This is a genomic window from Streptomyces canus (assembly GCF_030815415.1).
GTDB classification, from domain to species: Bacteria; Actinomycetota; Actinomycetes; order Streptomycetales; family Streptomycetaceae; genus Streptomyces; species Streptomyces canus_F.
In genome coordinates this window covers 6,530,637-6,549,553 of sequence record NZ_JAUSWW010000001.1, presented here as the reverse complement: position 1 = coordinate 6,549,553, position 18,917 = coordinate 6,530,637, and the positions used below count along the sequence as shown (strand labels likewise).

Below are 18,917 nucleotides of genomic sequence, written 5' to 3'. Positions count from 1 at the left end.
TGCGTGAACGAGACCGCAACGCGCAACGCCGATCACCGTACGTGGATCTTGGGCCACCCTCCGCGTCCACGACCGCACCTCGAACGGCCGGGAGGCGGTCACTCCGTGTTCATTTTCAGGGGTACGACCGCTATACCGCCCGCCCCGCCGCCGGCCGCTCGCGCCACAGCCGCAGCCCGATGTCGACCAGTGGCACCCGGTTCAGTCCGGCCACCGCGTCCAGGTCGTGCCAGGCGGCCATGTCGGTGGAGCCGCCGATCTCGTGGCGGAGCTCACCGCCGGTGATCCGGCCCTCGTAGACGAGCCGGAGCGCGTGGTGGTCGACGACCCGGCCGAAGCGGCGGGTGTAGGTGTGGCGGCGGGTGTCCACGCCCAGCAGTCCGGTGATCTCGATGGCGTAGCCCGTCTCCTCGTCCACCTCCCGCAGGACGGTGTCGTACGGGTCCTCCCCGTGTTCCATCCCGCCGCCCGGCAGGATCCACTCCGGCCTGCCGGAGTCGTCGATCCAGCGGGCGAGCAGGAGTTTGCCGTCACGGACACATATGGCGTAGGCCGCCACCCTCAGCTTCTTCCGCATGTACGGAAGTTAGCCCGCCGGCTCCGGATTCGCGGGCGAGTATTCGGGCGCCGACCAGCGCAGCGGCACCGCCGAGGGCGTCTCCACCACCTCGGTCACCGTGAACCGCACCCGGCGTTCCGTCCCGAACTCCGTGTGCGCCTCGCCCGCCAGTTGCAGTGTCGTCCCGCTCGTCCAGTCCAGGAACAGCAGTCCGGCCCTCGGGTCCGCCGCGAGGTTCCCCAGGGTGAGGAACATGGAGTTGCCCGGGTAGTCCCGCCAGCTCAGCTCACGGGGTGAATCGATGTGCACGAAGCCGGGGTTGCCGCCCCGATGGCTGGTCTCGGCAGCGGTGCCGGAGTGCACGGTCGCCATGAAGAACGTGTCGGCCGCGGAGATGAACTCCGCCTGCCCCGGACCAAGTTCACCGCCCCGTACCACAACTCCCCGTCTCCGGTCGCCCACCACCTCGTACGACTCTCTCCTCTGCAGGTATTTCGGGCAGTTGGCGAACACCTTCTCCGCCTCCACCGCGAATCCCCGTGCCGTCGGCCGGAGTCGGCCGTTCAGGCGCATACGGCGACGGGTGCGCGGGTCGAGGGCGATCGTGCCGACGGGTGTGCCGGGGGTGGCGAGGGCGGTGGCGAGCGGGTCGGTCTCCGGGACCCCGCCGGCCACCGACATCCGGTGCGGGCCGGTGGCCCGGACGAACCCCGGCGTTCCGGAGAGCGGCGATGCCCAGACCTGGCCCGTCGACGGGTCGGCGGCGCCCAGCACCAGGAGCGGCTGGAGTTCGAGGAAGGCCGCCGCGACCGGCTTGATGCCCTCGCCGATCGCCCGCCCCACGTGGTCCGCCTGCTCCCGCACCCCGAGCCGCTCCTGCACGGTCCGCGAGCCCGCGTGATAGACGCCCATGTCTAGAAGAAGCCGCAGGTGGGAGCTGACTCGACCGGTGCCGGCGCGCCCTGTGCGCCGCTCGGCACGGAGATCTCCAGACGGGTGCCGTCCGGGTCATGGAAGAAGATGCCGCCCGAGGCCGCGCCCTCGCGATGGGCGACGACCCCTTCGTAGGCGAAGTCCACTCCGTACGCCCGCAGCGCCTGCTCGTACTCCCTGACCCGTTCGATGGAGTCCGCCTCGAAGGCGAGGTGGTGCAGTCCGGCGCGGTCGCCCTCGAAGCCCGTCCCGGCCTGCTGCCAGAGCGTGAGGACGAGGCTGTCGCCGTCGCCCAGGAAGGCGTACCGCCGGTCCTCCTCCTTGCCCTCGCCGATCAGGGCGAAGCCCAGGACGTCGCGGTAGAAGGCGAGGGAGCGGTCGAGCTCGGTGACGTTCAGACCGATGTGGCCGGTGCGCAAGGTCATGGCTGTCCCCTTCAGCTGGTCTAACCTGTCAAAGCAACATTAAGGGTTATAGACAGTCGGCGCAACCAGTCACGTACCCTTGAGCGGTTAGCACGGAAGGGAGCCCCCACATGTCCGCCGACCCCCGTCCCCTCACCGGCGAGCCCCTCGCGCTCGACCTGCTCAACACGCGGTGGATGCGGGAGGGAGCCGTGCAGGACCTGCTGACCGACATCGACGGGCTGGCGGTGTGGCTCGGCGCCAACGCGCTCGACGGGCGGTTCGAGGCGGACGCGCCCACCCTGCGGCATGTGCTCCAGGCGCGGGACGCGCTGCACAAGGCCGTCCATGAAGCCGCCGCGGCACCCCTGGACGCCGTCCTCGAGCACGGCCGGATCCGGGCCACCCTCACCGCGTCAGGGCCCGGCGAGGTTCCGGAGTTCCGCGACCCCGCCTGGGGGCCCGCCTGGCTCGCCGCGCGCGACTACCTGGAGCTCCTCAGCACCGCGCCCGACCGGATCCGCGGCTGCGCCCACGAGGCGTGCATCCTGCACTTCTTCGACACCTCGCGGAACGGCACCCGGCGCTGGTGCTCGATGGCGGCCTGCGGAAACCGGGCGAAGGCGTCGCGGCACTACGCGCGCGCACGGGAGTCCTGACGCACCGAGGGCGGGCCCCCATCGGGGAACCCGCCCTCATGGCGACCGGACGCCGCTCAGTCGTCCGCGACGCGCACCCCGCCGATGTTGATCTCGTCGCAGCTGCGCTCGATGAACTCACCCACGGCGAAACTCGCCGTACGCGCGTCCTTCTCGTCCTCCGGATCGAAGTGGTCGTACCAGTCCAGGAGCGCGCCGAAGTCGTCGTGGACGCCGTCGGGCGCCTGCTCGCTCAGATCCTCGAGGATGTGGTGCTTGTCGTGCAGGCCCAGGTCGTTCACGGTCTGGAGGTCCAGCGGCGACGCCGTACGACAGAAGGCCGCCTGCGCCTTGGCGTCGGCGAAGTCGTCCGCCGTGGACCACCGGTAACCCAGCAGTGCGGCGCCGAGGCCGACGGCGAGCACCGCCGCGCCCACGCCGAGGCGGGTACGCCTGGATATCACGTCCCCGCCTTGATGGCGTTGAGGTCGTGCTGGTCGAACCTGTAGTAGGCCGCCGTCGTGGAGCGCATGCACGAGTTGTTGTCGGTGTCGTTCGACGCCTTGCGGTGCCCGAGGTCGCCGGTGTGCCCGAACTCGTGGCAGCCCATGGTGAGCCACTCGAAGTCGTCGTGATACATGGCGGTGTTGAACTGGATGGTGATGACGTCACACGACGTGAAGAGCGCGTTCCAGTCCTTGCACCTGGTCTGACCCGCCCACGTCACGTTGTCCGTCTTGTAGTCGTGGACCTGGATGTCCCCGCCACCCCACGAGGTGGTGATGACGCTGCGTTCGAGCTGCTCCTTGCCCCACTCCATGGCCCCCTTGCCCTTGACCGTCAGGTCGAATCCCTTGACGGCCTGCTGCCTGTTGTCCGGGTCCATGCCGGAGTCATCGTGACTCGCGTGCGCCGGCGAGGAGAGGGAGGCCAGGAGCACCGCCGCCAGCGCGACCCACAGCGGACGACGCGTCGTACGTGACATTTGCTCTCTCATTTCAGGTGGAGGAGGGGTACGGGGTGGGTTCCGAGCCGTCGTTGGTGCCCAGGTCGGTGGGCTCCGCGGTGGCGCCGGCCGTCGGAAGCGGCGAGTTCTCGTACCCGGAGGGCCCGGCGACCGGCATCTCGGCGGCGGTCGGCAGATCCGGCGGCGGGTTCTTGGTGTCGTAGATCCGCTTGAGGTAGATCGACAGGTCGATGAAGTCGTAGCTCTCGATGCTCTGCTTCAGCTCCGAGCCCTCCTCGGCCGACGAGGAGAGGAACCCGTCGGCGCCGATCTCCGCCCGGCCCTCGGTGCTGATGACGTTCCAGCCGGTGGCCGCGGTGCCGCGCAGGAAGAACACGTACTCCTTGCCGACCTCGCTCCACTTGTAGTTGTTGACCTGGTAGCCGTCGCCGCTGGCGTCCCAGCCCCATTCCTCGACCTTGATCGGGGCCGGGAAGGTGGTGCGGCCGTTCGGCGAGAACGCCTGGGTGACCTGGAGCGTCACCTCTCGGGCCTGGGTGGCCGCGCTCTCCTCGCCAGGCTCGGCGGTCTCGCCGGCGCCGACGATGCGTCCCGGGTTCACCGCGGTCACGGTCGCGCGGACCACGGCGGGCGAGGTCACGGCCATCTGCCCGACGCTCTCGAACTCCACGCTCTCCAGGGCGTGAGCCACCACCTCGGGCTCCGAGTCCAGGGTCCTGGCGTCGGACCCGGCGCTCGGCAGCACGAGCACTCCCCCGGTCACGGCCGCCGCGGCGACGACCGCCGCTGCCCAGACCCCCCATTTCGGGAAGTGGATTTCCGGCATTCCCACTGCACGCTCCGCCCCTGCAAAAACTTCGTGATCTTGAGTGGGGGAGATCGTAAAGGTTTGACCAGACCATGGCAAGGAGAGCACAAAGGAGCCGGATCAGTACATCGGTTCGTCCGGTATGCCGGTTAACTCACCTGATGCCATAGGGGGTTTCCCCCATGCGTCCATATCGATTCAGTCAACTCTCCCTAAACATCCTTCCCATGCGTAAAGCTGTGCGATCGTCCGGGGTCGCATTTCCGGACGTCTGCGGTCAGGACCGATCGGTCCCGACCGCCACCGCACGTTCCTTTACCTACAAGGGATGCCGATGACCCTCACCCCCCAGCGCGAACCGATATCGGGCGGCGCGAGACGCGTGGTGCGTATTGCCGTGGCCGCCGGTCTCGTGGCCGCACTCTCCGCGGCCGGGCCGATTCCCCTGGCCGTCGCCGCTGCCGACGCGCCCGCCGCGGCCGACCCGGGCGTCAAGTCCGCCCACGACAAGCTCGGTTCGGACGACGCGGACCTGCTCGCCGAGGCCAAGGCCGACGGCGACAAGAACATCTCGATGATGATCGCGACCGCTCCGGGGCAGACCGAGCAGGTCGCCAAGCAGCTGGACGCCGTGGCCGGCGGCCTCGTGGGCCGCACCTTCGACAAGGTCGGCTACGTCCGCGCCACCATCCCCACCGCGAAGGCGGACTCGGCCATCGCCGCCGCCGTCAAGCTCTCCTCCGTGCACGGCATCGACCTGCGCCAGGAGATCCCGCTGGACGACCCGACGCCGAGCGCGGACACCTCCAAGGGCGCAGCCGTGAGCAAGGCGGCCACGCCCAGGGCGCCCGGCAAGAAGACCCCTGCCGAGAACCCGTACAACCCGTCCTTCGAGACGGGCGCCGTCGACTTCGTGGAGGACCACCCGAAGGCGGACGGCCGCGGCATCACCATCGGCATCCTCGACTCGGGCATCGACCTCGCCCACCCGTCGCTGCAGAAGACCACCACCGGTGAGCGCAAGGTCGTCGACTGGGTCACCTCCACCGACCCGGTCTCCGACGGCGACCTCTCCTGGCGGCGGATGCTCACCTCCGTGGCGGGCCCGACCTTCTCGGCGACCCCCGTGGGCGGCACCGCCGAGAACTTCAAGGCGCCCGCAGGCTCGTACAAGTTCAACTACTTCTACGAGTCCGTGACCTCCGGCGGCGACCAGCTGGGTGACGTCAACCGTGACGGCGACACCACCGACGCCTGGGGCGTGCTCTACGACGCCGCGGCCGGCACGATGCGCGTCGACCTCGACGACGACCAGGACTTCACCGACGAAGAGGCTCTGAAGCCGTACAAGGACGGCCACCAGATCGCCTACTTCGGCACGGACAACCCGGCGACCGAGGTCTCCGAGCGCATCCCCTTCGTCGCCGAGATCCGCAAGGACGTCGTCTACAACGCCTCCGGCGCCAAGGCCGACTACGTCAACATCGGCATGATCTCCAGCGAGCACGGCACGCACGTCGCCGGCATCACCGCCGCGAACAGCCTGTTCGGCGGCAAGATGAACGGTGCCGCCCCGGGCGCGAAGCTCGTGTCGTCCCGCGCCTGTGTGTTCGGCCCGAGCTGCACCAACATCGCGCTCACCGAGGGCATGATCGACCTCGTCGCCAACCGTGGTGTCGACATCGTCAACATGTCCATCGGCGGTCTGCCCGCGCTCAACGACGGCAACAACGCGCGCGCCGAGCTCTACACGCGCCTCATCGACACCTACGGCGTCCAGCTCGTGATCTCCGCGGGCAACTCCGGCCCGGGTGCCAACACCATCGGCGACCCCGGTCTGGCCGACAAGGTGATCTCCGTCGGCGCCTCGATCTCCAAGGCGACGTGGTACTCCAACTACGGCTCGGCCGTGACGAAGTCGTACGCGATGATGCCGTTCTCCTCGCGCGGCCCGCGTGAGGACGGGGGCTTCACGCCGACCCTGGTCGCCCCGGGTGCCGCGATCAACACGATCCAGACCTGGCTGCCGGGCGCCCCGGTCGCCGAGTCGGGCTACTCGCTGCCGGCCGGCTACGGCATGCTCCAGGGCACCTCGATGGCGTCCCCGCAGGCCGCGGGCGCCTCGGCGCTGCTGCTGTCGGCCGCCAAGGCCAAGGGCATCACGCTCACCCCGAAGAACCTGCGCACGGCGCTGACCTCGACCGCCGACCACATCAAGGGTGTGCAGGCGTACGAGGAGGGTGCGGGCCTCATCAACATCGAGGACGCGTGGGACTCCATCAAGGACGGCGCGACCGCCAACGACTACACCGTCAAGGCGCCGGTCGACACCGCGATCGACCAGTTCCTGAAGACGCCGGGCTTCGGCACCGGCATCTACGACCGTGAGGGCGGCCTGAAGGTCGGCGTCAAGAAGTCGTACGAGGTCACCATCACCCGCACGTCCGGCGCCGACAAGGCGATCCGTCACGAGCTGCACCTCGAGAACAACGCCGCCGGCACCTTCTCGATCGTCGGCTCGGACGAGGTCAAGCTGGAGCTCAACAAGCCGGTCACCGTCAAGATCGCCGCGAGGGCGCCGACCGCCGGTCTCAAGAGCGCGATCCTCGAGGTCGACGACCCGAGGACCGAGGGCATCGACAAGCAGATCCTGAACACGGTCGTGGTCTCGACGCCGCTGAAGTACACCTACTCGGCGTCCAACACGGTCCAGCGCAACAGCTCGCAGCACTACTTCGTGACCGTCCCCGAGGGCGCCAAGTCCCTCGAGGTCGCCATCGGCGGGCTGAAGGACAAGAGCCAGACCCGGTTCATGTCGATCCACCCGTACGGCGTGTCCGCGGAGGACTCCGCGTTCGCCGGTACGCCGTTCTGCTACAACAACTACCTCGACGGCAACGGCTGCCGCCCCGACGTGCGGTCGTACGCGAACCCGCTGCCGGGCGTGTGGGAGATCGAGGTCGAGTCGCGCCGTACGTCGCCGCTGCTCGACAACCCGTACAAGCTGGACGTCGCCGTCCTCGGCGCCACCTTCGACCCGGAGGTCGTGACCGTGCCCGAGGCCAAGGTCGGCACCCCGACCACCGCCTCCTGGAAGGTGACGAACAACTTCGCCGCACTCGACGGCAAGCTCGTCGGCGGCCCGCTCGGCTCGGCCAAGTCGGCCCGCCCGACCATCGCCAACGGCGAGACCCAGGTCACCACGGTCGAGGTCCCCGAGGGCGCCAAGTCGCTGGACGTCGCCATCGGCAACGTCTCCGACGCGGCCGCCGACCTCGACCTGGTCGTCCTGGACGGCAACGGCGAGGAGGCCGGCACCTCCGCCGACGGCGACTCCGAGGAGTCCGTCTCGGTGGCGAACCCCGCCGCCGGTACCTACACCATCCAGGTCATCGGCTACGCGATCCCGGCCGGTTCGACGGCGTACGACTACCAGGACGTGTTCTTCTCCGCCGCCCTGGGCACCGTCACCGTCGACGGATCCGCGGTGAAGCTGGGCACGGGCGCCTCGGTGAACGCCACCGCGAGCGTCACCGCCCTGGCGGCCGCTCCGGAGGGCCGTGAGTTCTTCGGCCAGGCCCAGCTGGTGAACGCCCGCGGCACGGTCGCGGGCATCGGCAGCGTGAAGATCGAGAAGGTCACGCCGTAGCACCAGTACGGCAGTCGGGGGCGGGCTTCCACTCGGGGGCCCGCCCCTCGCCATGTGCGGGGCCGGTTCAGTCCCCGCCCTCGCAGGTGATGTCCTGCGCGGCGGGCAGCGCCCTCTCGACCCGCAGGCGCCCCGCTTCCAGGGCGTCGCGGGCGGGTCCGGTCCGGCCCTCGGGATAGGGCGGGTCACCCGCGCGGTAGGTGTCCGGGCCCTCGCCGGGGAGACTGGAGACCAGGACGAGCAGGCGCACCCCGGTCCGGTAGTACGCCGGTACGTTCGCCCCTTCGTCGGTGAAGGTGAGCCGCCGCTGCCCGCTCGTCGGCTTGTAGTGGCGATCCACGTCCAGCACGATCCGGTAGCGGTCTTTCCCGTCCGCCGGCTCGACCCGCTCCACCGTGCCCTCGACGACAGCGCTGGAGCACGCGATGAGCCCCTCGTCGGTGAGCACGGCCTCGGACGCATCGCCCGCGAGGCCGTTGTGTGCCAGCAAGTACGCCGTGCCCGTCCCCAGCAGCGCGACGACCACGGACGCCGCGAGCGCGAAGGGCCCCAGACGCCTCCGCCGCCCGCGCACCCGCCCGGACTCCGACGCAGGCTCAGGGTCCGGCGCGGTCTCGGTCTCGGTCTCGGGCTCGGGGGTCGGCCGGCCAGGGGCCTTTCGGGCGAGCCCGTCACCGATCCAGTGGAGGTGCTCCCGTACGGCGGCCATGTCGCGTTCCGCGGCCGCGTGCCCGGCCGCGGCATCCGGCCCCTGTCCTCGCGTGGGTTCCCCCAGCAGGACCGCCATCAGCTCGACGTCCTTCTCCATCGTCACACCGTCTCTTCCACGTGCAGCCGGTCACGCAGGAGCTTCGCCGCCGCGTACAGCCTGCTCTTGACCGTTCCCAACGGGATGCCGAGCTGGTCGGCGATCTGCGGGACCGAGAGGTCCGCGTAGTAGCGCAGGATCAGTACCTGCCGCTGCGTGTCCGGCAGGGCATCGAGCCCTTCGGCCACGGTGAGGGCCTGGAGGCTGTTCTCCGTACCGTCCGGGACATGATCGTCCGGCGGACCGAGCAAGGAGAGCCGCTCGCCGACGCGCTCCTGCCGGTGCTGGGTGCGATGCCAGTCCACAGCGAGGTTCGAGGCCACCACCGCGGACCACGCGCCCACGTCCCGCGGCGGATCCTCGCCTCGCGCCCGGCGTTCCAGCAGGCGCAGCCGCACCTGCTGGAGGCCGTCCTGGAGATCGTCCTGCGGCACCCCACCGAGGGCCAGGACGGCGCGGACCCGGTCGGCCTGCGCCGCGTCCAGCGGGTCCGCGCCTGCCTCCGCGCCCCCGGCTCTCCCTCAGTCGTGTTTCTCCTATGACGTGGGAGCATCGCAGATCGTTCGTTCGTCACTCGCAGGTCAGCTTGCGCGACTCCGGCAACGAGGCCTCGATCCACGCCCGTTCACGGGCGACCGCGTCCTCGCCGACCACCCAGTGGTCGGGCACCCCGTCGCCCTTCGGGACCCCGAACAGCACCCGGTCGCCCTTGACGAGACCGCGGCCGAAGGTGTCCTCGACGACGTAGGTGAGGTGCTCGGGGCGCTCCTCGTCCTGCTTGAAGTAGCGGACCACGTCCACGGAGATCCTCAACTGCACTCCGTCCGCCAGGCGTTCGACCGAGGTGACGGTGCCCTCGGCGACCAGGCGCGTGCAGGCGAGATAGTGCGGGCTGCCGAAGCGGGTGCCGGCGTCCGCGTCGGCCCCGGACTTCTGGGCGCTGGCCCCGCTGTCGTCCGACGAGGACATGGCGTTGGGCCCGCCCGTGGCGATCAGCCAGCCCAGACCGGCGACCACAGAGGCAGCCGCGGTCACCGCGAGGCCACCGAGGGCGAGCTTGGGGGCCCATCGGCGGACGGGTGAGGGACCCACCCGAGCCGACTTCGGGACCGGAGCCGGGACCGGAACCGCGGCCGGGGCGGGCTCGGCGAGGGCGTGGCCGATGACGTCCAGTTGCTCGCGCAGCAGTGTCAGGTCGGCGCTCGACGACCGGTGTTCGGCCATGAAGGCGGCGTCCGCGCGGGCTTCCTCGGACAGTGGTTCGTCGGTGATCGCGGCCATCAGCGCGTCGATGCCGTCGTGTTCGGCGGTCACGTCACACCACCTCACCCTCGTGCAGGCGGGCGCGCAGCGCGCGGACCGCCGTGTGCAGCCTGCTCTTGACCGTGCCCTCGGGGACGCCGAGCTCGTGCGCGATGTCGCGGACCGGCAGGTCGGCGAAGAAACGCAGGACGAGGACCTGGCGCTGGGCGTCGGGCAGTTCGTCGAGGCCCTGGGCCACGGAGAGGGAGAGCACGCTGGTGTCCTCGCCCGAGGGGTGCTCCAACTGGCGCAGGGAGGCGAGGCGTTCGCCGATCCGTTCCTGGCGGCGCTTGGCGCGGTGCCAGTCCATGGCGAGGTTGGAGGCGACGACGGCCGCCCACGCGGAGACGTCGCGCGGCGCCTCGTGTCCCTTCGCCGCCCGCTCCAGCAACCGCAGGCGGACCTGCTGCACCCCGTCCGGCAGGTCCGCCTGCGGTACGCCGCCGAGCGCGAGCACGGCCCGCACCCGGCGTTCCTGAGCCGCGTCGAGGGGGTCGTCCGGCCCGCCATGGACCTCGTCCCCCAGGCCGCGACGGGCCTTTCTGCGCAGCACAGCCCCCCCTCTCCTCGCCGCGTTTCCTCTATGACGCCGGTACGGGCGGAAACGTTCGGTCCGATTCCCGGAATTCTTTCTTCACATGATCATCACTGTCACCATGGGCCCCCTGACGCACATCGCGAGGGGGGCCAAGGGGATGCGGGGGCGGTTTCCCTCGCGCCCGGGAACCTCCGCTCCGGCTTGGACGGTCCGATAACCGCGATCGCTTTCACGCCCGCGAGTGCGGGCCCAGTGCAGGAGGCGGGGGAGGGCGTGGCGGACCTGGGCGTCGCAGTGCTGGGCGGTGCCGGTCAGGTCGTAGGAGAAGCGGCGTGGGCTGCCGGTCGGGTTGCCGTGGGTGCCAGGCGGCGAGGTGGTCGGCGTTCATGTCGGTGCCGATCACGCCGTGGGCGAGCGCGGCCTCGATGGGCAGGGGGCTGGGCGGGAGCTGCCGATCGCCGACACCCTCGGCCGCCGACGGCTCGACGCGGCCACCGTGCTCGGCGCCCGGACCCCGGGCGACCGGTATGGAGTCGTACGTCACATCGGGCCCGAGGCCGAGCTGGTGGTCGTCGGAACCACCATGATCCACGTCTTCGAACTCGACGAAAATCTGTTCCCGCACCGGAAACTCACCGCATCTTCCGGCCCGCACCGCGTTTCGGGCACGTTCCTCCATGTCAGGTCGCTCGGCGGGTGGACGCTGGAACTGCGCCCCTGACACGAGTGCCGTCCCATTACCCGGGCAAAGGATTGGACACGACGGGCCGGATGAGACGCATGATGGAAACGTCCAGGCCACGTAAACGCCACGCAAAGGAGTCGCTGTGAGGGTCGGAATCGTCGGAGCCACCGGTCAGGTCGGCACGGTCATGCGCAGGATCCTCAAGGAGCGCGCCTTCCCGGTCACAGAGCTGCGCCTGTTCGCCTCGGCCCGCTCCGCGGGGTCGGTCCTGGACGGCGTGACGATCGAGGACGCCTCGACGGCGGACTACACGGGCCTGGACATCGTGCTGTTCTCGGCAGGCGGCTCGACCTCGAAGGCGCTGGCCGAGAAGGTCGCCTCGCAGGGCGCGGTAGTGATCGACAACTCCTCGGCCTGGCGCAAGGACCCCGAGGTCCCCCTGGTCGTCTCCGAGGTGAACCCGCACGCCATCGCGGACCGCCCCAAGGGGATCATCGCCAACCCGAACTGCACCACCATGGCCGCGATGCCGGTCCTGAAGGTGCTGGACACGGAGGCGGGCCTCGAGACGCTGATCGCCACGACCTACCAGGCGGTGTCCGGCTCGGGCCTCGCGGGCGTTGCGGAGCTGCACGGCCAGGTGCAGAAGGTCGCCGCCGACGCGGACAAGCTCACCCACGACGGCGGGGCGGTCGACTTCCCCGAGCCGCAGGTCTACAAGCGCCCCATCGCCTTCAACGTCCTGCCCTTCGCGGGCAACCTCGTCGAGGACGGCCTGAACGAGACGGACGAGGAGCAGAAGCTCCGCAACGAGTCCCGCAAGATCCTGGAGCTCCCCGAGCTGAAGGTCTCCGGCACCTGCGTGCGGGTCCCGGTCTTCTCCGGCCACTCCCTCCAGGTCAACGCCCGTTTCGCCCGCCCGATCACCCCGGAGCGCGCGACGGAGCTCCTGGCGGGCGCCCCCGGCGTGACTCTCTCCGACATCCCGACCCCCCTCCAGGCCGCCGGCCAGGACGCCTCCTTCGTCGGCCGCATCCGCCGCGACGAGACGGTCGAGCACGGTCTCGCTCTCTTCATCTCCAACGACAACCTCCGCAAGGGCGCCGCGCTGAACGCGGTCCAGATCGCGGAGCTGGTGGCGGCGGAGCTCAAGGGCTAGGCGCTGTCGTCACATTCCCGTCGTCCGCCCGAAGGGCGGGCCCCGCGGCGTCAGGTGCGTGCTCTCGGCGTGCCGGGCACAGGCCCTCGTACTGGTTGTACGTGGGTTTGTGCCCGGTGCGGCGAGTGGGGGCCCCTCCCACGCCCTCAAGGCAGTGGGGGAGCGTGCATGGCGTCGCGGGGCAGGCGGGAATGTGACGACAGGGCCTAGGCGCTGGGCCTGCGCACCTCGTAGAGGAAACAGCCGTACTCGACGGCCCGGACGTGGACCAGCGCCACGGCCGGGTCGTCGAACGCGTTCCGGAAGGCCTCGTCGTCGGGGGCCGCGACCAGCTCTCCGCCCAGGATGTGCCCCTCGGCGGAGTACCGGCGGACCGTGCGGTGGGCGCCCGCGAAGGGGTGGCCGCCGGGCTGCGGCCCCGCGCACTCCTCGGCGTGGACGAAGACGGGGCCCTGCTCGTCGTACGCCCCGGGCTCGGCGCCCGTCTGCGCGGCCCAGCGGCGCAGCGGGGCGTAGGAGACGAGGGCGATCCGCTCGCCCGGCGCGCCGCGCCGCAGACAGCAGCGCAGCGGTGCCCCGCCCTCCTCGTCGGTCACGGGAACCATCCGGCGTCCCGCGTCGTCAGCAGAACGCAGTTCCTTCAGGACGGACGGGGGGATGGGCAGTGCGGTGTACGTGGTCATGGATCCCAGGCTGGCCCGTATCCGTCCCGGTCACCGGCGGGTTCTGGACATCGCGTTCGGTACGGGACCCGTGGAAGGATGGCCGAACCGCCGAACCCACACATATCGAGGAGATGACCGCGTGCCTGGCACAAACCTGACTCGCGAAGAGGCGCAACAGCGGGCGAAGCTGCTCAGCGTCGACTCGTACGAGATCGATCTCGACCTCTCCGGCGCGCAAGAGGGCGGTACCTACCGGTCCGTGACCACGGTGCGCTTCGACGTCGCCGAGACCGGTGCCGAGACCTTCATCGACCTGGTGGCTCCGGCCGTCCACGAGGTGACGCTCAACGGGGACGCGCTCGACCCGGCCGAGGTCTTCAAGGACTCCAGGATCGCCCTGCCGGGGCTGCTGGAGGGCCGCAATGTGCTCCGCGTGGTCGCGGACGCCGCGTACACCAACACCGGCGAGGGTCTGCACCGCTTCGTCGACCCCGTCGACCAGCAGGCCTACCTGTACACCCAGTTCGAGGTGCCGGACGCCCGCCGCGTCTTCGCCTCCTTCGAGCAGCCCGACCTGAAGGCCACCTTCCAGTTCACCGTGAAGGCCCCCTCCGGCTGGACCGTCATCTCCAACTCCCCGACGCCGGAGCCGAAGGACGACATCTGGGTCTTCGAGCCGACCCCGCGGATCTCGTCGTACATCACGGCGCTCATCGTCGGCCCGTACCACTCGGTCCACAGCGTGTACGAGAAGGACGGCCAGTCCGTCCCGCTCGGCATCTACTGCCGCCCCTCCCTCGCCGAGTTCCTCGACTCGGACGCGATCTTCGAGGTGACACGGCAGGGCTTCGACTGGTTCCAGGAGAAGTTCGACTACCCGTACCCGTTCAAGAAGTACGACCAGCTGTTCGTGCCGGAGTTCAACGCGGGCGCGATGGAGAACGCGGGCGCGGTCACCATCCGCGACCAGTACGTCTTCCGGTCCAAGGTCACCGACGCGGCGTACGAGATGCGTGCCGAGACGATCCTGCACGAGCTGGCCCACATGTGGTTCGGCGACCTGGTCACCATGGAGTGGTGGAACGACCTGTGGCTGAACGAGTCGTTCGCCACGTACACGTCGATCGCCTGCCAGGCGTACGCCCCGGACAGCCGCTGGCCGCACTCGTGGACGACGTTCGCCAACTCCATGAAGACCTGGGCGTACCGCCAGGACCAGCTCCCCTCGACGCACCCGATCATGGCCGAGATCCGCGACCTGGACGACGTGCTGGTCAACTTCGACGGCATCACCTACGCCAAGGGCGCCTCCGTCCTCAAGCAGCTCGTCGCCTACGTCGGCATGGACGAGTTCTTCGGCGGTGTGCAGGCGTACTTCAAGCGCCACGCGTTCGGCAACACCCGGCTGTCCGACCTGCTGGGCGCGCTGGAGGAGACCTCCGGCCGTGACCTGAAGCACTGGTCGGAGAAGTGGCTCCAGACGGCCGGCATCAACATCCTGCGCCCCGAGATCGAGACGGACGAGCACGGCGTCATCACCTCCTTCGCGATCCGCCAGGAGGCCCCCGCGCTCCCGGCCGGCGCGCAGGGCGAGCCCACGCTGCGTCCGCACCGCATCGCGGTGGGCCTGTACGAACTGGACGACGCCAGCGGCAAGCTGGTCCGCGACGAGCGGGTGGAGCTGGACGTGGACGGCGAACTGACCGCCGTACCGCAGCTGGTGGGCAAGCGCCGCCCCGCGGTGGTCCTGCTCAACGACGACGACCTGTCGTACGCGAAGGTCCGCCTGGACGAGCAGTCCCTGGCCTTCGTGACGGAGCACCTGGGCGACTTCGAATCCTCGCTGCCGCGCGCGCTGTGCTGGGCCTCGGCCTGGGACATGACCCGCGACGCCGAGCTGGCCACCCGCGACTACCTCTCCCTCGTCCTGTCCGGCATCGGCAAGGAGTCGGACATCGGTGTCGTGCAGTCCCTGCACCGCCAGGTGAAGCTGGCGATCGAGCTGTACGCCGACCCGGCCGCCCGCGAGACCCTGCTGACCCGCTGGACGGACGCCACGCTGGCCCATCTGCGCTCGGCGGCCGCGGGCAGCGACCACCAGCTGGCGTGGGCGCGCGCGTTCGCGGCCACGGCCCGTACGCCGGAGCAGCTGGACCTCCTGGACGCCCTGCTGGAAGGCTCGCAGACGATCGAGGGCCTGGCCGTCGACACCGAGCTGCGCTGGGCGTTCGTGGAGCGTCTGGCGTCGGTCGGCCGCTTCGACGAGACGGAGATCGCGGGCGAGTACGAGCGGGACAGGACCGCGGCCGGCGAGCGTCACGCGGCCACCGCCCGTGCCGCCCGCCCGACCGAGGAGGCCAAGGCCGAGGCCTGGGCCCAGGTCATCGAGTCCGACAAACTCCCGAACGCGGTGCAGGAGGCCGTCATCGGAGGCTTCGTCCAGACCGGGCAGCGCGAGCTGCTCGCGCCGTACGCGGACAAGTACTTCGAGGTGGTCAAGGGCATCTGGGACACCCGCTCGCACGAGATCGCCCAGCAGATCGCGGTCGGCCTCTACCCGACGATCCAGGTCTCCCAGGAGACCCTGGACAAGACGGACGCCTGGCTGGCCTCCGCCGAGCCCAACGCGGCCCTGCGCCGCCTGGTCTCGGAGTCCCGCGCGGGCGTGGAGCGCGCGCTGAAGGCCCAGGCGGCGGACGCGGCGGCCCAGTAGCGGCTTCCGGTACGACGACGAGGGGCGCCCGGCACCGCACCGGGCGCCCCTCGTGCGTCCTCAGAGACGGGCGCCGGGCTTGCGGGATCAGCACGGACCGGTACAGGAGGTCGACCTCCCGCCAGTCACGCTCCGCGCTCGTCTCCCCGCATCACCTCGCCGGAACGACCGACCGGCGGTGCGCGCCTCCCGTTGCCCCAGCTGCCCCGCCACCGTCGCCCCGAACGCCACCGCCATCCCGGCCAGCTGGACCGGCGTCAGCGACTGTCCGAGCGCCGCCCAGCCGACGATCGCGGCGGTCAGCGGGGAGAGCGGGCCGAGGAGGGTGACCTGTGTGGCGCTGAGCCGGCCGATGCCGCGGAACCAGAGCCAGTACGAGACCGCCGTGTTCGCCAGCGCCAGATAGAGGTAGCCTCCCACCGCCCGTCCGTCGAGCGCGGGCGGGGCACCCTCGACCAGCAGCGCGAGCGGCGCGATGAGCAGCCCGCCCGCGGTCAGCTGCCACCCGGTGAGCGCGAGCGGCCCCGCTCCGTCGGGCCGTCCCCACCGCTTGGTCAGCACGGTCCCGGCGGACATCGAGGCGGCCGAGGCGAAGGCCGCCAGCACCCCCACGAGGTCGAGCGCCCCGGCCGCCTTCAGTACGACGAGGCTGACCCCGAACGCCGCGACGGCCCCGGTGACCACACTCCGTGCGGTCGGCCGCTCCCTCAGCAGCAGCGCCGACAGCCCCACCACGAGCAGCGGCCCCACCGACCCGACGACCGCGGCCATACCGCCGGGCAGCCGGTACGCCGACAGGAACAGCAGCGGGAAGAACGCACCGATGTTCAGCGCCCCGAGCACCGTCGCCTTCCACCACCAGGCCCCCTTCGGCAGCACCCGCGCCACCGCGAGCAGCGTCAGCCCGGCGGGCAGGGCGCGCACCAGTCCGGTGAACAGGGGACGGTCGGCCGGGAGGAACTCGGTGGTGACGGCGTAGGTGGTGCCCCAGGAGACGGGAGCTAGGGCGGTGAGGAGGATGGTCGCGGACCGGGTCATGACCGGTTCCCTTCGGGGTGGCGGGGTGGGAGGAAGCATGGGGTGAACCTCTCGGGCGACGCCCCGCTCGTCAGCGGCGGACGTTCTCCGCGGTGCCCGTCCGCTCGGCGGTCTCCGCGCCCGCCGTCCGGACGACCGTCTCCGCGACGGGGCGTACCGCGTCCGCCGGCAGGTGGCGTTCCACGCGGAGCAGCAGCGCGGCGGCCACGGCGGAGGTGAGGACGAGGACCGCCCAGGGCACGCGGCCGTCCACCGCGAGCAGGGCCGTGAACAGCGAGGGCGCCACCGCCTTCGCCAGCGACCAGGACATCTGGTACGCCGCCAGATACCGGCCGCGCACGGCCGCGGGCGCCGCCGACACGGCGAGCACCTCGGCGGCGGGGCTGTGGATCAGCTCGCCGAGGGTGTAGACGACGACCACGGCGATCAGAGCGCCGCCCAGCAGCGGGCCGGAGTCCGGCCGCAGGGTGCCCAGCACGATCTGGGCGAGGAACGCCACCGCGAACAGTCCCGCGCCCAGCGCCGCCGCCCGGGTGCGCCGGGCACCGGCCCTGCGGACCCGTCCGCTGACGAACACCCCGGCGACCGCGCACAGCACGGTGTTGATGGTGAACGCGGCGCCGGTGAGCACGGCGGGCCCGTGCAGCCACTCCACGATGAACAGCGGGAAGAGCACGGACAGGGCCGAATAGCTGAGCGCGTTCAGGAAGTTGGCGCCGGTGACGACCAGGAAGGGCCGGTCGGCCAGCACGAGCCGGTAGCCAGCCCCGCGTGCCGTGACCCCGGCCGACTCGTCCCGGCCGCGCACCGGCCGCAGGGGCAGCAGCAGCGGCGAGGCGAGGGCGAAGGACAGGGCGTTGCCCCAGGCCGCGTAGGTGTAGCCGGTGGTGCCGGCGAAGGCGATGACCAGCGTCGCCAGCAGGGCGCCCGCGCCGTTGCCGGCGTTCTGCAGCGCACGCGTGGCCGCCTGGAGCCGGTCGCGCCCGGCGCCGCGCGCCACCTCGCCGATGAGCGACGACTGCACGGCGGGGAAGGCACGGTCGGCGGCGGCCGTGACCAGGGCGACCACGGCGAAGGCGGCGAGGGAGTGGGCGAAGGGGTAGAGCGCGAAGCCGACGGCCCGCACGCCGTACAGCGCGAGTTGGACGCGCTTCGCGCCGTACCGGTCGACGGCCGTGCCGGCCAGCGGGAGGGCGGCGATGCCCACGAGTCCGGTCACGGTCAGCACCAGGCCGACGACGGTGAAGGAGAGGCCGGTGACGTAGTGGAAGAACACCAGAGTGAAGGGGACGTACATGCCCGTGCCGACGCCGTTGACGGCGGCGGCGACGGGCAGGGCCCACTCCCCCGGTATGCGTTCGGTCCGCACCGCATTCCCCATGACGTCCCCCAAGAGAGGTGACGTGCGGTGGCACGCCAGAAAGTAACTCGCCCGAAAGCAGCTTAGTGCTAAGCAACTTTCCTGCAAGCCACTTTCCCGCAAGCTACTTTCTTGCGGCCGACCGGTTCGCGGCGGATACTCGACCCATGAACGCCACGCCGCAGCAGCCCCCCGGAGATCTCGTCGACGCGATCATCGAGCAGTGGGGCACCGTGCGGCCCGACCTCGACACCCGGGCGATGGAGGTCTTCGGGCGGATCTTCGGGCTGTCACGGGCCATGGGCGACCGGATGGAGAAGGCGTACGCCCCCTACGGGATCTCCCGCGGCGAGTTCGACGTCCTGGCCACCCTGCGCCGCGCCGGCGAGCCCTACGCCCTCTCGCCCCGTCAGCTCTCCGCGACGCTGATGCTCACGACGGGCGGCATGACCGGCCGCCTCGACAAGCTGGAACGCGCGGACCTGCTCCGCCGCTCCCCCGATCCGCACGACCGCCGGGGCCTCCAAGTCACCCTCACCGAGAAGGGGTTGACCGTGCTCGACGAGGCGGTCGGCGCCGGCCTCGCCACCGAGACACAGGCGCTGTCCGTCCTGAACGACGAACAGGCCGGCCAACTGGCCGACCTGCTCCGCCAGTTGCTGGCAGGAACCCAGACGTCTCCGCACTGAGC

The 18,917-nt window shown here is 70.8% G+C and carries 19 protein-coding genes and 1 pseudogene; 6 read left to right on the top strand and 14 right to left on the bottom strand.

Annotated features, from left to right (window positions below; all coding sequences use genetic code 11):
- Positions 1 to 130 precede the first annotated feature (130 nt).
- Genes QF037_RS30315 through QF037_RS30305 form a run of 3 tightly spaced genes read right to left on the bottom strand, consistent with a single transcriptional unit; the run spans position 131 to position 1,917 of the window.
- A complete protein-coding gene (locus tag QF037_RS30315) occupies positions 131 to 577 on the bottom strand; it encodes an NUDIX hydrolase (RefSeq protein ID WP_307030598.1) in 447 nt (148 codons plus the stop codon).
- A gap of 9 nt (positions 578 to 586) precedes the next feature.
- The gene (locus QF037_RS30310; protein WP_307030596.1) at positions 587 to 1,471 is read right to left on the bottom strand and encodes a pyridoxamine 5'-phosphate oxidase family protein; all 885 of its coding nucleotides are present in this window, start codon (positions 1,469 to 1,471) and stop codon (positions 587 to 589) included.
- Between the two features lie 2 nt (positions 1,472 to 1,473).
- Positions 1,474 to 1,917 (bottom strand): VOC family protein, encoded by a 444-nt coding sequence (locus tag QF037_RS30305; RefSeq protein ID WP_307030594.1) that lies wholly within the window; start codon positions 1,915 to 1,917, stop codon positions 1,474 to 1,476.
- 110 nt (positions 1,918 to 2,027) lie between these two features.
- Here QF037_RS30305 and QF037_RS30300 point away from each other — a divergent pair, with 110 nt between their 5' ends.
- A complete protein-coding gene (locus tag QF037_RS30300; RefSeq protein ID WP_307030592.1) occupies positions 2,028 to 2,555 on the top strand; it encodes a CGNR zinc finger domain-containing protein in 528 nt (175 codons plus the stop codon).
- Positions 2,556 to 2,611: 56 nt separating this feature from the next.
- Here the strand turns inward: QF037_RS30300 and QF037_RS30295 are convergent, their stop codons facing one another.
- The 3 genes from QF037_RS30295 to QF037_RS30285 are packed head-to-tail and all read right to left on the bottom strand — an operon-like array spanning position 2,612 to position 4,333.
- Positions 2,612 to 2,998 carry a hypothetical protein gene (locus tag QF037_RS30295; protein ID WP_307030591.1) on the bottom strand — a complete coding sequence of 129 codons (387 nt, stop codon included), beginning with the start codon at positions 2,996 to 2,998 and terminating at the stop codon, positions 2,612 to 2,614.
- Positions 2,995 to 3,519 (bottom strand): hypothetical protein, encoded by a 525-nt coding sequence (locus tag QF037_RS30290; RefSeq protein WP_307030589.1) that lies wholly within the window; start codon positions 3,517 to 3,519, stop codon positions 2,995 to 2,997. Before QF037_RS30290 ends, QF037_RS30295 begins: the two co-directional genes overlap by 4 nt.
- A 13-nt stretch (positions 3,520 to 3,532) precedes the next feature.
- Positions 3,533 to 4,333 carry a hypothetical protein gene (locus QF037_RS30285; RefSeq protein WP_307030587.1) on the bottom strand — a complete coding sequence of 267 codons (801 nt, stop codon included), beginning with the start codon at positions 4,331 to 4,333 and terminating at the stop codon, positions 3,533 to 3,535.
- Between the two features lie 310 nt (positions 4,334 to 4,643).
- Here QF037_RS30285 and QF037_RS30280 point away from each other — a divergent pair, with 310 nt between their 5' ends.
- Positions 4,644 to 7,958, top strand: coding sequence for a S8 family serine peptidase (locus tag QF037_RS30280; protein WP_307030585.1), 3,315 nt, complete (start codon positions 4,644 to 4,646; stop codon positions 7,956 to 7,958).
- Positions 7,959 to 8,025: 67 nt separating this feature from the next.
- Here the strand turns inward: QF037_RS30280 and QF037_RS30275 are convergent, their stop codons facing one another.
- The 5 genes and pseudogenes from QF037_RS30275 to QF037_RS30255 all read right to left on the bottom strand — a co-directional run.
- Positions 8,026 to 8,766 carry a hypothetical protein gene (locus QF037_RS30275; RefSeq protein WP_307030583.1) on the bottom strand — a complete coding sequence of 247 codons (741 nt, stop codon included), beginning with the start codon at positions 8,764 to 8,766 and terminating at the stop codon, positions 8,026 to 8,028.
- A gap of 2 nt (positions 8,767 to 8,768) precedes the next feature.
- Positions 8,769 to 9,251 (bottom strand): RNA polymerase sigma factor, encoded by a 483-nt coding sequence (locus QF037_RS30270; protein ID WP_307037451.1) that lies wholly within the window; start codon positions 9,249 to 9,251, stop codon positions 8,769 to 8,771.
- Positions 9,252 to 9,336: 85 nt separating this feature from the next.
- Complete coding sequence (locus tag QF037_RS30265) at positions 9,337 to 10,080, bottom strand: hypothetical protein (protein WP_307030581.1); 744 nt, start codon at positions 10,078 to 10,080, stop codon at positions 9,337 to 9,339.
- A 1-nt stretch (position 10,081) separates the two neighbouring features.
- On the bottom strand, positions 10,082 to 10,621 hold the full coding sequence (locus QF037_RS30260) for a sigma-70 family RNA polymerase sigma factor (RefSeq protein ID WP_307030579.1): 540 nt from the start codon (positions 10,619 to 10,621) through the stop codon (positions 10,082 to 10,084).
- Positions 10,622 to 10,840: 219 nt separating this feature from the next.
- A pseudogene (locus QF037_RS30255) lies at positions 10,841 to 11,039 on the bottom strand (IS200/IS605 family accessory protein TnpB-related protein); the annotation flags it as partial.
- On the opposite strand from QF037_RS30255, the gene QF037_RS30250 reads away from it, so the two are divergent.
- A complete protein-coding gene (locus tag QF037_RS30250; RefSeq protein ID WP_307037837.1) occupies positions 10,980 to 11,327 on the top strand; it encodes a hypothetical protein in 348 nt (115 codons plus the stop codon). The pseudogene QF037_RS30255 and the gene QF037_RS30250 sit on opposite strands and share 60 nt — an antisense overlap.
- Positions 11,328 to 11,433: 106 nt before the next feature.
- The gene (locus QF037_RS30245; protein WP_307030577.1) at positions 11,434 to 12,450 is read left to right on the top strand and encodes an aspartate-semialdehyde dehydrogenase; all 1,017 of its coding nucleotides are present in this window, start codon (positions 11,434 to 11,436) and stop codon (positions 12,448 to 12,450) included.
- A gap of 206 nt (positions 12,451 to 12,656) precedes the next feature.
- On the opposite strand, the gene QF037_RS30240 is transcribed toward QF037_RS30245, so the two are convergent.
- Complete coding sequence (locus QF037_RS30240; RefSeq protein WP_307030575.1) at positions 12,657 to 13,133, bottom strand: DUF1203 domain-containing protein; 477 nt, start codon at positions 13,131 to 13,133, stop codon at positions 12,657 to 12,659.
- Positions 13,134 to 13,254: 121 nt separating this feature from the next.
- Between QF037_RS30240 and pepN the strand changes: the two genes are divergently transcribed.
- Positions 13,255 to 15,828, top strand: coding sequence for an aminopeptidase N (gene pepN / locus QF037_RS30235; RefSeq protein ID WP_307030573.1), 2,574 nt, complete (start codon positions 13,255 to 13,257; stop codon positions 15,826 to 15,828).
- Positions 15,829 to 15,915: 87 nt separating this feature from the next.
- On the opposite strand, the gene QF037_RS30230 is transcribed toward pepN, so the two are convergent.
- Positions 15,916 to 16,866 (bottom strand): EamA family transporter, encoded by a 951-nt coding sequence (locus QF037_RS30230; protein ID WP_307030572.1) that lies wholly within the window; start codon positions 16,864 to 16,866, stop codon positions 15,916 to 15,918.
- A 70-nt stretch (positions 16,867 to 16,936) separates the two neighbouring features.
- Positions 16,937 to 18,247, bottom strand: coding sequence for an MFS transporter (locus QF037_RS30225; RefSeq protein WP_307030570.1), 1,311 nt, complete (start codon positions 18,245 to 18,247; stop codon positions 16,937 to 16,939).
- 146 nt (positions 18,248 to 18,393) lie between these two features.
- Here QF037_RS30225 and QF037_RS30220 point away from each other — a divergent pair, with 146 nt between their 5' ends.
- Complete coding sequence (locus QF037_RS30220) at positions 18,394 to 18,915, top strand: MarR family winged helix-turn-helix transcriptional regulator (RefSeq protein WP_307030567.1); 522 nt, start codon at positions 18,394 to 18,396, stop codon at positions 18,913 to 18,915.
- Positions 18,916 to 18,917: the final 2 nt, after the last annotated feature.